General features: G+C 69.0%; 10 protein-coding genes. 8 read left to right on the top strand and 2 right to left on the bottom strand.

What is annotated here, in order from left to right:
* The first annotated feature begins 117 nt into the window (after positions 1-117).
* Complete coding sequence (locus ACFY6S_RS27435; RefSeq protein ID WP_388818186.1) at positions 118-867, top strand: HAD family hydrolase; 750 nt, start codon at positions 118-120, stop codon at positions 865-867.
* 222 nt (positions 868-1089) lie between these two features.
* Positions 1090-2052, top strand: coding sequence for an NAD-dependent epimerase/dehydratase family protein (locus tag ACFY6S_RS27430; RefSeq protein ID WP_388818183.1), 963 nt, complete (start codon positions 1090-1092; stop codon positions 2050-2052).
* Here ACFY6S_RS27430 and ACFY6S_RS27425 read toward each other — a convergent pair.
* Positions 2031-2513, bottom strand: coding sequence for an NUDIX domain-containing protein (locus ACFY6S_RS27425; RefSeq protein WP_388818180.1), 483 nt, complete (start codon positions 2511-2513; stop codon positions 2031-2033). The two genes, ACFY6S_RS27430 and ACFY6S_RS27425, sit on opposite strands and share 22 nt — an antisense overlap.
* Positions 2513-3826: a glycosyltransferase gene (locus ACFY6S_RS27420; RefSeq protein ID WP_388818177.1), complete on the bottom strand. Its 1314-nt coding sequence runs from the start codon at positions 3824-3826 to the stop codon at positions 2513-2515. Before ACFY6S_RS27420 ends, ACFY6S_RS27425 begins: the two co-directional genes overlap by 1 nt.
* A gap of 607 nt (positions 3827-4433) precedes the next feature.
* On the opposite strand from ACFY6S_RS27420, the gene ACFY6S_RS27415 reads away from it, so the two are divergent.
* From ACFY6S_RS27415 to ACFY6S_RS27390, 6 genes are all read left to right on the top strand, one after another.
* The gene (locus tag ACFY6S_RS27415; RefSeq protein WP_388818174.1) at positions 4434-5273 is read left to right on the top strand and encodes an MTAP family purine nucleoside phosphorylase; all 840 of its coding nucleotides are present in this window, start codon (positions 4434-4436) and stop codon (positions 5271-5273) included.
* Between the two features lie 127 nt (positions 5274-5400).
* Complete coding sequence (locus tag ACFY6S_RS27410) at positions 5401-6621, top strand: MFS transporter (protein WP_388818171.1); 1221 nt, start codon at positions 5401-5403, stop codon at positions 6619-6621.
* Between the two features lie 1508 nt (positions 6622-8129).
* Positions 8130-9977: a 1-deoxy-D-xylulose-5-phosphate synthase gene (locus ACFY6S_RS27405; RefSeq protein ID WP_388818168.1), complete on the top strand. Its 1848-nt coding sequence runs from the start codon at positions 8130-8132 to the stop codon at positions 9975-9977.
* On the top strand, positions 9977-11107 hold the full coding sequence (ispG, locus tag ACFY6S_RS27400; protein ID WP_388818165.1) for a flavodoxin-dependent (E)-4-hydroxy-3-methylbut-2-enyl-diphosphate synthase: 1131 nt from the start codon (positions 9977-9979) through the stop codon (positions 11105-11107). Before ACFY6S_RS27405 ends, ispG begins: the two co-directional genes overlap by 1 nt.
* Entirely contained in the window at positions 11104-12225 is a 1122-nt protein-coding gene (locus ACFY6S_RS27395; protein ID WP_388818162.1) for a polyprenyl synthetase family protein, read from the top strand. Before ispG ends, ACFY6S_RS27395 begins: the two co-directional genes overlap by 4 nt.
* Positions 12222-13232, top strand: a complete 1011-nt coding sequence (locus ACFY6S_RS27390; protein ID WP_388818158.1) for a 4-hydroxy-3-methylbut-2-enyl diphosphate reductase — start codon at positions 12222-12224, stop codon at positions 13230-13232. The genes ACFY6S_RS27395 and ACFY6S_RS27390 overlap by 4 nt, the downstream gene beginning before the upstream one ends.
* Positions 13233-13336: the final 104 nt, after the last annotated feature.

Raw genomic sequence — 13336 nt, 5'->3', positions numbered from 1 at the left:
CCGCCGCACCGGCCTCGACCGCCCACCAACCCACCAACCCACCAACCCACCAACCCGCCAGCCCCCGCACATCCCGCCCGGCCCGCCCCGGACCGGCCCACACCCCGAGGGACCACCATGGAAGCCCCCTTCGTACGCCACATCGTCTGGGACTGGAACGGCACCCTCTTCAACGACAGCCGCGCCCTGATCGACGCGACCATCGACGCGTTCACCCAGTGCGGAATGCCCCCCATCACCATCGCCGACTACCAGAGCAAACACACCCAGCCCATACCCGAGTTCTACAACCGGCTGGCCGGGCGCACCCTCACCGACGACGAACAGAACCGGCTCAACGAATGCTTCCAGGACGCCTACCAGCGCTACCGGGAAAAAGTCGCGCTCACCGTCGACTCCATCGCGGCCATGTCACGATGGCGCGCGGCGAACCGGCAGCAGTCACTGCTGTCCATGCACCCCCACGACCGGCTCGTCCCCCTGGTCGAGAACGCGGGCATCGCCGCCTTCTTCACCCGTGTCGACGGAGCCGTCGGCACCCTCACCCGTAAGGCACCCCACCTCGCCGAACACCTCGAACGGCAAGGCATCGACGCCGAACGAGCCGTGGTCGTCGGCGACAGCGTCGACGACGCCCGCGCCGCGCAAGTATGCGGAGCGCACTGCCTGCTCTACCACCCGGGCGCGGACGCCCTGCACGCCCGCGAACACTTCGAGGAACTCGGCGTTCCCGTCGTCGAGACCCTCGCCGCAGCGGTCTCCCAACTCCTCGACCCCGCCGCCGGCAACCTCGGCCGCCGCCTGGCCCGCTCCCAGGAAGCAGCCGTCATCGGCGTGGTACCCCCCACCAGGCCCCCCCACCAGTGACCCGCCCGGGGCCCACCCGCACCACCCCACCCACCGCACCACCCCACTCACCCGGCGGGAAACACCCCCCGCCCGCCGGCCCCCACCACCCACCCACCCCCGATCACACCCCTGCCCCCGCCCATGCCCCCGCCCATGCCCCCGCCCATGCCCCCGCCCCTGCCCCTGCTCACACTCCGGAGAAAAACGATGGACAGCCCATGGAAAGGGAAACACGCTCTGGTGACCGGCGGCCTGGGGTCCCTGGGCTCCCACTTCGTCGAAGAACTCCTCACCCACGGCGCACACGTGACCGCCACCACCCGCCACGCCGACCCACGACGCTGCGCCTGGCTGCCCGGAACCGGCAGGCTGCGCGTCCTGGAACTCGACCTTCTGGAAGGAGCCCGCCTGCGGGCCGCCCTGCGCGAGGCCGCCCCCCGCGTCGACGCGGTCTTCCACTGCGCGGGAATGGACGGCAACGCGGAATTCAAACGACGGCACTCGGCGCAGATCCTGGACGTCAACGTCCGTCTGGCGGCACACATCCTCAACGCCGCGCGGGACGCGGAGATACCGACCGTCGTGATGGCGGGCTCGGCGGAGACGGCGCTGCGCCCCGAAACACCGGCCGGCCCGTTCGTACCGGGGCGGTCCGCGGACGGATACACGCGGTCGAAACTGTTCACCGAGTTCCTGGCGGACCTGCACCGCACCCAGTACGGCACCCGGGTCTTCGTACCCCGCTTCACCAACGTCTACGGCCCCCGCGACCGCTTCGACAGCACCGCACGGGTGATCCCCGCCATGCTCACCCGGATACTCGCCGGCGACGCGGTCGAAGTATGGGGCGACGGCAGCCAGATCCGCACCTTCATCCACGCCGCCGACGCCGTCCGCGCGACCCTGCAGATCGCCGCGCAGGACCACGAACACGTCGTCACCATCGGTACGGCGGAGACCATCACCATGACGGACCTGGCCAGGCTCATCTTCGACCTGCTGGGCACCCCGGAACGGATCGACACGGTCGCCGTCGACCACCCGCAGCCCGGGGGCCGTGTCCTCGACGTCACGACCATGAACCGCCTGATCGACTTCACCCCCCGCCCCCTGCGCGACGGCATCGCCGAGACCCTACGGTGGTACCGCGCCCAGCACCGGGCCCCGCGGACGCTCGCGCCCTACGCCATCCGCGGCACGTAATGCGCGACCCCCCGCGCCCGCGCGTGACGCGCCGCGTGCATACGGGCGTTGTTCCCGGCGGTGAGCAGGGAGCCCGCCCGGTCGGGCTCGACGAAGCACCAGTCCTCGATCTCCTCGGGCGGCAGAACAACCGCCGGATCCTCGCCGAGCGTGCCGCAGTCGAAAACATAGAGCGCCATCGGCCGCGGCCGGATGCCCTCGGCCGGCGCCCAGTCCACGGCCAGCATGCGCCCCACGGCCAGCACCAGACCGAGTTCCTCCTCGGCCTCCCTGGCACAGGCGGCGTGCGGCTCCTCACCGTCCTCCACCATGCCGCCGGGCAGGCTCCAGTCCGGCCGGTAGGTCGGCTTCACCAGCAGCACCCGGCCCCGCGGATCCTCCACGAGCGCCTCGGCCGCCGCGTAATGCGTGGCGAGGGAGGCGTAGTACCCCGCGGGCGGAAGATTCGGCGTATCCGGCATCAGACCTGACCTCCGTGTGTCCCGTGCGTGTCCACCACACCCGCCACCGCACCTGCCACCGCGCCCGCCACCGGACCGGGGGCCCGGCCGGACGCCGTCCAGAGCCGGCCGCCGACGCGCCGTGCCTCCTCGGCGATACGGCCGGCCCACCGGTCGGCCAGCCCGCTCAGCCGGCTGGTCACCACGACCGCAGCCATCGATTCCGCCGGCAGCGCGACCCGCAGTCCGATCGCCGCGCGCGCCTCCAGCCCCGAGGCGTTCAGCCGGCCGACGACTTCCTCGTCGAAGTCGAACAGTACGGCTCCGGCCAGCGCCGCCGGCACGTCGTCCCCGCACCCGAAGACAGCGATCCGCCCGGGCGGCACATCCCGCAACTCCTCGGCGGCCCGCTCCAGTTCGTCCCGGACGCGCAGGCCGCGCGCCCGGGCCGTCCACTCCACCAGCTCGCGGTGGTCGGTCTCCAGCGGCCAGATCTCGTCCTGCGTGAACACCGCCCACGTCAGCTCGATCAGCGGCTCACGGTGCAGATCCAGCAGCTTGGCGAGGTTGAGACGGTTGCTCGCCGCGTTCCCCTCCGCGTCACGGGGGTGCGGCGACTCCAGGGCCCAGGCGCGGCGGCTGAAGGCGAGGGGCACACCACCGCGCACCAGACGGAAACCGAACTCCATGTCCTCCACACCCCAGCGGTCGAAGGACTCGCAGAACCCGCCCGCACGCCAGAACTCCCGCGCGGAGACAGAGCAGTTCATCGACCAGAACATGATCCAGGGAAGCCCGTGCCGGCCGAGGTCGAAACCGAGCCGGACCAGCTCGTCATGGCGCCAGTCCTGGAACGCGGCGTCCTCACCGTGACGGCGCACCACCTCGGCGGGCGAATGGGCCTCCAGCAGTCCCGCCAGCCCCGGCGGCGAACCGTAGGGGTGATAGCAGTAGGTGTAGCCGGCCACCGCCAGGCCGGCCGGGGGAGCGGCCTCGTGCGCGGCCAGATGCCCGGCGAGCAGATCCGGCCCGGCGAGTGTGCCGGTGTCCAGGAAGAGCAGGACCTCGGCCGCCGCCACACGGGCACCCCCGTTGCGCGCCGCCGCCGCACGGAAGCCCAAGTCCTCCTGGTAGCGGTAGCGCAGCCGCAGCTCGTCGCGGAACCGGAGACAGACCTCGTAGGTGTCATCGGTCGAACCGTCGTCGCAGACGATCACCTCGAACCGGTCGCGCGGCAGCGTCTGCGCCGCGAGACTGGCCAGCGTGGCGGCCAGGTGCTCACACCGGTTGAACGTCGGCACGATGACCGAGATCCCGGGTCGCTCGGCAGGCATCTTCTTCACGGGCCCCCTGACACGGCGTCCTACGGCGCAAGGCGCGCAACGTAAGGAAGATCCCGCGCCCACGGTCTCCGCCCGGGAGGCTAGCCTGCGCCCCGACCCACGTGCAACCACGCCCCGAGAGCGCCCCGTTCGGCCCCCGCACCGCCCGCCCCGACCCGCCCCACACACATCGGCTTCGCCCGCCCCGCACCCCCCACACCCGCTTCGCCCGCCCGCCGAACACACGAACACGCCCCCCACGCACCCACACGGCCACGCCCCCGCACACCCACATCCACACGGCCACGCACCCACGCACCCACGCACCCACACGGAGCCCACGCATCGGCCGTCCCCGGAACAGCCACCCCCAGGCCGGGCCCGCACAACACCCCTGCACCCCACCCCCCCCGCCGGGGCCCGACAAAACCGGACACAGGGCCACTTATCAAAGCCCCCGGACCCGAGATGACCTTGAAAGCACTGTTGAACATTGCGATTGCCGCTGCCTAGGATGGGCGTCGCCCAGACGCGGGTGGAAATAGTACAGGTACGGTCGCTGATCGCCTCGGCGAGCACAACTCCGCTGCACTGCAATCTCCACCATTCGGGAGTCCATGTGATTGACCTGGGAATCATCGGAGGAACTGGTTTCTACAAGTTCTTCGAAAACGCCGGCGAGGAGATAGTCAAAACTCCCTACGGCGACCCGAGCGCACCGGTCACCCTCGCCACCTGGGAAGGCAAGCGAATCGGTTTCATACCGCGCCACGGCCTTCACCACCAGCACTCCCCGCACCGAGTGCCCTATCCGGCCAACGTGGCAGCACTCAAGATGCTGGGCGCACGCCAGATCCTCGGGTTCAACGTCGTGGGCAGCCTCTCCGCGAAGGTGTCCAAAGGACACTTCCTGCTCATCGACCAGTTCATCGACCTCACCTGGGGCCGGCAATGGACGATCTTCGATCGCCCCAACGGCGCACACGCCGACCTCGCCGAACCCTACTGCGGCCGACTGCGATCACTGGCGAACAACGCCCTGGCCGGCACACCCGAGATCGTCCACCCCAACGCCACCGCCCTCATCATCAACGGACCACGGTTCCAGACAAAGGCCGAAAGCCGCCTCTACAACTCCTGGGGGGTCGATGTCATCAACATGACCCAATCGACCGAGGCCAGCGTCGCCCGCGAACTCGAAATGTGCTACGTCAACCTCTCCTTCTGCACCGACTACGGCGTCATCTCCGAAGAACTCGCACCGGAGAGCGGCGACCTGCCGGTCCGGCACCAGGACGTCGTCACCTATTTCAACCAGAACATCGACCGCGTACAGAGCATGGTGCGTTCGACCGTCGCCGCACTGGACGACGACACCGAATGCGGATGCCGCAGCGTCCTGGAGCGGAGCTGGGCCAATCCGAACGAGCAGGGAAACACCGGAGTGGACGTGCCATAAGGCACCCCCGACGGACCGGCCCCGCGCCTTTCAACCAAAGCCGAACCCGCCCAGGCGCCCGGCGGTCCGTCGGACCCCCCACCCGCCCACGCACCGGTCACCTGCCACGAATTCGAAAGGCATCACCATGGCCGAGGAGAAAAAGGCCATGCGAGCAGCCCTGCTGCTCGCGGCAGGCCTGGCCCTGCTGCACATGCCCAGCGGATTACCCGCCCCGCTCTACCCGCTCTACCAGTCGACCATGGGCATCGACTCCACCACCGTCAGCCTGCTGTTCGCCGCATACGTCGCCGGCGTCATGATCGGCCTGACACTGATGCCCCTCATCGCCGGATACCGAACAGTACTGGTCTGGGCATGCGGCCTGTCCATAGCCGCCGACATCCTCTTCCTGATCGCACAACACCCCTGGCAACTCTACGGCGGACACCTCCTCCAGGGCATCGTGCTCGGCGTGTTCACCGGCGTCGTACCGGTCGTCCTCGCCCAGCTCGACCTCTCCCAATCCGGCAAACTGGTCGGCCGCGCCACCACATCCGCCAACGCCATCGGTCTCGCCGCGGGCCCCGTCTGGAGCGGCCTGCTCCTGCAGACAGCACCCTGGGGCGGCCGACTCGTCTGGGTCATCCAGATCATCGTCACACTGGCCATCATGCCGTTCATGCGCACCCGGGGCGCCGGACGCACCCAAGACACCGAACGCCAACGCATCAAACCACGCACCGTACTCACCAGCATGTTCACCGGCCTGGCATCACCCGGCGCCATCCTCGCCGGCTTCGGAGCCTTCGTCGCCGGCGGCCTGCTCGCCTCCCTCGGCACCGTCGTCATCCACCGCGTCATCATGGTCGAAAACGGCCTGATCGAAGGCGCCGTCGTCTCCATATGCTTCGTACTCTCCGCCGTCTTCGGCGCCCTGCGCATCAACCGCAGCGACACCACCGTCACCGCCCAGGGCCTCGTCTGGCTGCTCGTCGGCTCCCTGGCCCTGGGCGTCACCGCGGCCTTCGCCAACCTCGGCGTCATCCTCATCGCCACCGTCTTCATCGGCATCGGCCAAGGACTCGCCCTGCAAGGCGCCACCCAGATCATCGCCGTCCACCAACCCGCCGCGACCCGAGGCGCAGCCATATCGGTCTTCTTCATCCTGTGCTACTTCGGCACAACCGCCGCCAGCCTCGGCATCGGCGCCGTCATCCCCCACACCGGCCTCGCACCGGCCTTCAGCTACTTCTCCATCGCCAACGCCGCCGTCTGCCTCGCCGGCCTCGCCTACTGCATCCTCGCCGCCCGCCGCGAACGCACCACCACACCCGACAACCGGACCGAAACATCACTCACCCCCTAACACCCCCACACCGTCCTACCCGGCCACGCCGCCCTACCCGGCCACGCCGCAGCCACCGAAGCAGGAAACCGGAATACGCATCCAGCGCTGCCCGTTGCCACCGAGCACGAAGGCCAACACACCGCAGCAGTACGGAGGCCCGGAAGACCCGCATCTCACAGAGCTGCCGCCCCAGTAGGGAACTGGCTGGGTCATCAGGCTGAAGGCTCCACTGGAGTGGTCTCCCTCCTTGATCGTTTTCGGTGGGCTACGGGTGCCCGTTGCGGTGGGGGAGCGTGTTGGTGAGGGCTGCGGCGGGTGCTGAGGCGTTGCGGCCGGTCGCGGTGCGTCTGGTTGTCGGCGCTTGAACCGCGGGGAGAACTGACGGCCGGTCATCGGGGGATGGCCGCTGAGACGCTGGCGGTGTCCAGCGCTCGGTGCGCCGGTGGCTGGCGGTGACGCGTGAGGACGGCCGCTGGCAGAGGGCTGAGCGCTGCCGGTTCACCTGCACGCCGAAGTTGGCCCCGTCGGCTTGCGTTCCACCGGGGGAGCGTGCCGGCGGTGCACCGGGAGCTGACGGCCGAGGCGGCCGCGGCCGGCGGTGAGGCGGTGCCGTCGCCGGCAACGCTGTACCGGGGCAGGGGAGCGGGATGTGCCGCGGGGGCTGCGGGCGGGGATACGCGGTGGTGAGGCCGCCCGCCGGGATCATGACATGTTTCTTGAGCGGCCTGCCGGCCACCGTGATGACATACGGGGGACCGACCACGTCCAGGTGAAGGTCGAGGCGGACAACGACGGCCGTGCGGGGCGTCCGTGGGTAACCTGGTCCATCGACCGCCGACGCGGGTGATCTGCGGGTTCGCGGTGACCGCTCAGGTCCCTTCCCGGGAGCCGGCGCTGGTGGCGTTGCGGGATCCGGTCTCGCGTGAGGGTGAGCACGGCCCGCCCGGCGGTCTGCCAGGGCCCGTGCGAGTGGACCGTGGGCGGGACTTCCTGTCGCGCACGGTGGGGGAGGCGTCGGGTGCGTTCGCCGTACCGGTGGTGGACCCGCCCCGGCAACAGCCCGCACCTGAAGGACACCGTGGAGGCGTTGAACGAACAAGGCCGCGAAGCAGAAGTTCTTCGCCCAGCTGCCCGGTTACACCGCCACGCCGCGGCTGAAGGGCGGCAGGAACCCGGCCGCCCGGCAGCAGCAGCAGCCGCTGCCGCTGCTGCCGGGCGCTGGCAACAGCATCTCGCGTTCGGCCTGGCTGCCAGAGACCGAGCGCCGTCAGGGGCGACACCGGGGGCTTGTGAAATCCCGCACAAGCGTTCAACGCGTGCACGGATGGATCTTTCCCGAGAGGTTCCATTCCGGTGCCGGGCGCCGTCCACTGGAAACGACGCCTCCGGTAGACGGCGCTGTCACCCGCCGTCGGCTGCCTAGCGGCATTCAGGGCCGCGCTCCGGAACGGCACACGACACGACCGGCCCGTCGGCCGTGTCGAGCATGGCCCTCCCTCTCCTTGTTCGAGGATGTGTTTTCTCTCATGACGACGCGGACCAGTACCAGTTCGTTATTGGACACGGTCACAGACCCGGAAGTCCTGCGCGTTCTGCCACCTGAGCAACTGCCCCTGCTGGCAGCGGAGATCAGAGAGTTCCTGGTGGAGAAGGTGTGTGCCTCGGGCGGACACCTGGGCCCGAACCTGGGAATGGTGGAACTCACCCTGGCACTGCACCGGGTGTTCAACTCACCCCGAGACACGATCGTGTTCGACATTGGCCACCAGGCGTATGTGCACAAGCTGCTGACCGGACGTCAGAAAGATTTCGATTCCCTGCGCCGGGCCGGAGGCATGACCGGGTATCCGTCCCATTCGGAGTCGCCGCATGATGTGGTGGAGAACTCGCACGCTTCCACCGCCCTGTCATACGCAGACGGTCTCGCCAAGGCCCGCGCCCTGAGCGGCGCAAACGACCGGGCGGTGATCGCGGTGATCGGGGACGGGGCACTGACCGGAGGTATGGGATGGGAAGCGCTGAACAACATCGGCGGCAGCACCCGGCCGGTGACGGTGGTCCTCAATGACAATGGCCGCTCCTACGCCCCCACCAGCGGTGCACTCGCCGACCACCTGACCACGCTCAAACAGACCGGCACCACCGCAGCGCGGAACCTGTTCACCGATTTGGGTTTCACCTACGTCGGTCCGGTGGACGGCCACGACACCACGGCGATCGAGACCGCGCTGCGTACGGCACGTGCCACATGCCGCCCGGTGGTGGTGCACGTGGTGACGGTGAAAGGCCGGGGCTATCGGCCTGCCGAGGCGGATGAGGCGGACCGTCTCCACGCGGTAGGCATCGTCGCTCCGGCAACCGGCCGCCCCGCCGGATCCTCCGGACGGTCATGGACGAGCGTGTTCGGGCAGCACCTGGCCGAGATCGCGGCCGAACACGATGAGGTCGTGGCGATCACGGCATCGATGTTACGGCCGACCGGCCTGCACCCGATGCGGGAGAAATTCCCCGAGCGGGTGTTCGATGTCGGGATCGCCGAACAGCACGCCGTCACCTCCGCCGCAGGACTGGCCATGGGCGGCTACCAACCCGTCGTGGCGATCTACGCGACGTTCCTGAACCGGGCGTTCGATCAAGTGCTGATGGATGTGGCACTCCACGGGCTGGGGGTGACGTTCGTGTTGGACCGGGCCGGCATCACCGGGCCTGACGGCCCCAGCCATCACGGCATGTGGGACCTGAGCCTGCTCTCCGCGGTGCCAGGGCTACGGATCGCCGCACCACGCGACACAGAACAACTGGCCGAGCTGCTGCGCGAAGCGATCGCTCACCGGAACGGGCCGACGATGCTGCGCCTCCCCAAAGCCACAGCCGGCCCCGCAGTCCCCGCCCTGGCACGGATGGACGGCATGGACATCATGCACCGGACCCGCTCCGGCCCCCTCGATGTCCTCCTCGTTCCCGCAGGCCCGCTCACCGACCCCGCCCTGGAAGCGGCGACCGCCCTGGAGGAACAAGGTCTGGGAGTCACGGTCGTCGACCCCCGCTGGATCCTGCCGATCACCCCCGCACTGCCCACGCTGGCTGCCCGTCACCAGACAGTGGTGACCGTGGAGGACGGCCTGCGCACCGGCGGCATGGGCACCGCACTCGCCCAAGCATGCCAAGACGCAGCCGTCACCACCCCCGTGGTCACCCTCGGCCTGCCCACCGCATTCATACCCCACGGCACGCGCGATGCCCTGCTCGCCCAGGCCGGCCTCGACGGACCCGGCATCGCCACCGCCGCCCTCGCCGCACACCGCGCCCGGCACCAGCCACGGCCACACCTACCCGCCCACCCCATCACCACGGCCGATTCGCAGGAGGCGTGATGGCCACCACGGAACCGGGCCTGCCTACGGTCCCGAAGACCCCGGTGCGCCGCCGCACCCGCCCCATCCAAGTGGGGAGCGTGACCGTCGGCGGCGGCGCACCGGTCTCCGTCCAGACCATGACCACCACCCTCACCGCCGACGTCGACGCCACCCTCCAGCAGATCGCCGAAGTCACCGCCGCCGGCTGCGACATCATCCGCGTCGCCGTCCCCTCCCAAGACGACGCCGACGCCCTCCCGCGTATCGTCGCCAAGTCCAAACTGCCGGTGATCGCCGACATCCACTTCCAGCCCCGCTACGTCTTCGCCGCCATCGACGCCGGCTGCGCCGCCGTCCGCGTCAACCCCGGCAACATCAAGAAGTTCGACGACAAAGTGGGCGAGATCGCCGAAGCGGCTTCCGCGGCCGGGGTGCCGATCCGGATCGGCGTCAACGCGGGCTCCCTCGACCCGCGCCTGCTCGCCAAGCACGGCGCCGCCACTCCTGACGCGCTGGTGGAATCCGCCCTGCGGGAGTGCTCCCTCTTCGAAGAACACGGCTTCACCGACCTCAAGATCGCGGTCAAGCACCACGACCCGCTCACGATGATCGCCGCGAACCGGCTCCTGGCCGCACAATGCGACTACCCCCTCCACCTCGGAGTCACCGAAGCCGGCCCCGCCTTCCAAGGAGCCATCAAATCCGCCGTCGCCTTCGGCATCCTCCTCGGCGAGGGCATCGGGGACACCATCCGCGTCTCCCTCTCCGACAACCCGGTGCAGCAGGTCAAGGCCGGCTGCCACATCCTCGCCTCACTCGGCCTGCGACCGCGCAAACTCGAAATCGTCTCCTGCCCCGGCTGCGGCCGCCTCCAAGTCGACATCCACAAACTCGCCAGCCGAGTCGAAGCCGCCTTCGACGGCTTCCCCCACCCCCTGCGCATCGCCGTCATGGGCTGCGTCGTCAACGGCCCCGGCGAATCCCGCGAAGCCGACCTCGGCGTCTCCTGCGGCAACGGCAAAGGCCAGATCTACCGACAAGGCCACATCCTGCGCACCGTACCGGAATCGAAGATCGTCGAGGCATTGATGGACGAAGCCCTCGCGCTCACCGCCCCCTGCGACGACGAAACAGATGATCAGTCATGACCCCTTCCACCGGAATCCACCCCACCCCCGCCCACTCCTCCCACGACTCGGACACCTTCCAGAAAAACCAGGTGCGCCAGCACGTCTCACAGATCCTGAACGACTTCGTCGACAACAAGATCACCACAGCCAGGACCGGCGCCTTCCCTGAGGAACTCGCCCAGTACATCGGAGATTTCCTCAACGCCGGCGGCAAACACATCCGCCCGCTGCTCTGCGTGCAGGGGTGGCACGCCGCAGGAGGAACAGGCAACACGGATCAGGCGGCACGGGTCGGAGCCGCACTGGAAATGTTCCACACCTTCTGCCTGGTCCATGACGATGTGATGGACCACTCCGCCACCCGCCGCGGCCGGCCTGCCATGCACCGCGCCCTGGCCGCCCACCACAGCAAGGACCGCACCCGGCAGGCAGCCACCGACATCGGCACCGCCGCCGCCATCCTCATGGGCGACCTCGCCCTGATCTGGTCCGACGAACTCCTGCACGCCCCCGAGACAGCTCTGGACACGAGACAGCGCACCCAAGTCCTCCCCTTGATCGACACCATGCGCAACGAGGTGCTGTACGGCCAATACCTCGATCTGACCGCCACCAGCCACCCCACCTCCGACGTCAGGCGCGCCCTGCGCATCATCCGCTACAAGACCGCCAAATACACCATCGAACGCCCCCTGCACATCGGAGCCGCCCTCGCCGGCGCCCCCGACACCCTCCTCACCCAACTCAGCGCGTTCGCCGTGCCACTGGGAGAAGCCTTCCAACTGCGCGACGATCTCCTCGGGGTCTACGGCCATCCGGACGAGACCGGGAAACCCGCCCTGGACGACCTGCGCGAAGGCAAGCACACCTGCCTGATCGCCCTCACCCTGCACCACGCCCCCCGCGCCCAGGCCGACCAGCTGCGCCTGCTCGTGGGATGCCCCACCCTCACCGAAGAACAAGCACACATCGCACGGACCATCATCACCGCCTCCGGAGCCCCGGACACCGTCGAGAAGATGATCCGCGAACGGTACGCGCGCGCCTCGTCCGCCCTGGCCGCAGCCTCTGTCCCCGCCGATACCCGCACCAGCCTCCGACACATGGCCCACCAGGCCGTATGGAGGACCACATGAACACCGCAACCCCGCCCCAAGCCCACCCCGCCCCGGCCGCGAAGCGGGTACTGCTCGCATCCCCGCGAGGCTGGTGCGCCGGCGTGGACCGTGCCGTGGCCACCGTCGAAAAGGCCCTGGAGCTGTACGGAGCCCCGGTCTACGTCCGCCACGAGATCGTCCACAACAAGTACGTCGTGCAGACCCTGGAACGCAAAGGCGCCATCTTCGTCGAGCAGACGGAGGAGATCCCCGAGGGCTCCATCGTCGTGCTCTCGGCGCACGGCGTAGCCCCGACCGTGCACGCGCAGGCAGCCGAACGCCAACTCGCCACGATCGACGCGACCTGCCCACTGGTCACCAAGGTCCACAAAGAAGCGATCCGATACGCGAACCAGGACTACGACATCCTCCTGATCGGCCACGAGGGCCACGAGGAAGTCACCGGCACCTACGGTCAGGCCCCCGACCGCATCACACTGATCGACGGCCCCGCGGACGCTGCCAATGTCGAAGTCCGCGACGAGTCGAAGGTCGTCTGGCTCTCCCAGACCACCCTCTCCGTGGACGAGACGATGGAAACGGTCGACGCACTGAAGACCAGATTCCCCCACCTGCTCTCGCCGCCCAGCGACGACATCTGCTACGCCACCCAGAACCGCCAGACCGCGGTCAAGAAGCTCGCCGAAGACGCCCAGCTGGTCATCGTCGTCGGCTCCCGCAACTCCTCGAACTCCCAGCGCATGGTCGAGGCCGCCCTCGGCGCCGGCGCGGACACCGCCTACCTGGTGGACCGCGCCGACGAAATCGACGAAGCCTGGCTTAAGGACGTCACCACGGTCGGCCTGACCTCCGGCGCCTCGGCCCCGGAGATACTGGTGGACGGCGTCCTGGAATGGCTGGCGAAGCGCGGCTACTCGGACGTGGAGACGGTCAAGACCGCCGACGAACCCATCACCTTCTCACTGCCCAAAGAACTCCGCCGCAACCTGCGCACGCAACCGGGAAACGACCCGACGGCCGGTTAGCCATAACGACCCGCGACACCGCGTCCCCTTTTCCAGCACGCCGATCCGGCACCCGGCCTGCTGAGAACACAAGTCCCCATGCCCAGAGCACCGAATCATCCAGC

This window comes from Streptomyces sp. NPDC012835 (assembly GCF_042900885.1).
Lineage (GTDB): Bacteria > Actinomycetota > Actinomycetes > Streptomycetales > Streptomycetaceae > Streptomyces.
The sequence above is the reverse complement of the archived record's forward strand: the minus strand, read 5'-3'. Positions and strand labels throughout refer to the sequence as shown.

What these genes read in the sequence shown, in the direction of transcription:
- ACFY6S_RS27390 (WP_388818158.1), top strand. Translation starts at nt 12,222, where the DNA reads ATGAACACCGCAACCCCGCCCCAAGCCCACCCCGCCCCGGCCGCGAAG.
- ispG (WP_388818165.1), top strand. Translation starts at nt 9,977, where the DNA reads ATGGCCACCACGGAACCGGGCCTGCCTACGGTCCCGAAGACCCCGGTG.
- ACFY6S_RS27405 (WP_388818168.1), top strand. Translation starts at nt 8,130, where the DNA reads ATGACGACGCGGACCAGTACCAGTTCGTTATTGGACACGGTCACAGAC.
- ACFY6S_RS27435 (WP_388818186.1), top strand. Translation starts at nt 118, where the DNA reads ATGGAAGCCCCCTTCGTACGCCACATCGTCTGGGACTGGAACGGCACC.
- ACFY6S_RS27395 (WP_388818162.1), top strand. Translation starts at nt 11,104, where the DNA reads ATGACCCCTTCCACCGGAATCCACCCCACCCCCGCCCACTCCTCCCAC.
- ACFY6S_RS27425 (WP_388818180.1), bottom strand. Translation starts at nt 2,513, where the DNA reads ATGCCGGATACGCCGAATCTTCCGCCCGCGGGGTACTACGCCTCCCTC.
- ACFY6S_RS27410 (WP_388818171.1), top strand. Translation starts at nt 5,401, where the DNA reads ATGGCCGAGGAGAAAAAGGCCATGCGAGCAGCCCTGCTGCTCGCGGCA.
- ACFY6S_RS27420 (WP_388818177.1), bottom strand. Translation starts at nt 3,826, where the DNA reads ATGCCTGCCGAGCGACCCGGGATCTCGGTCATCGTGCCGACGTTCAAC.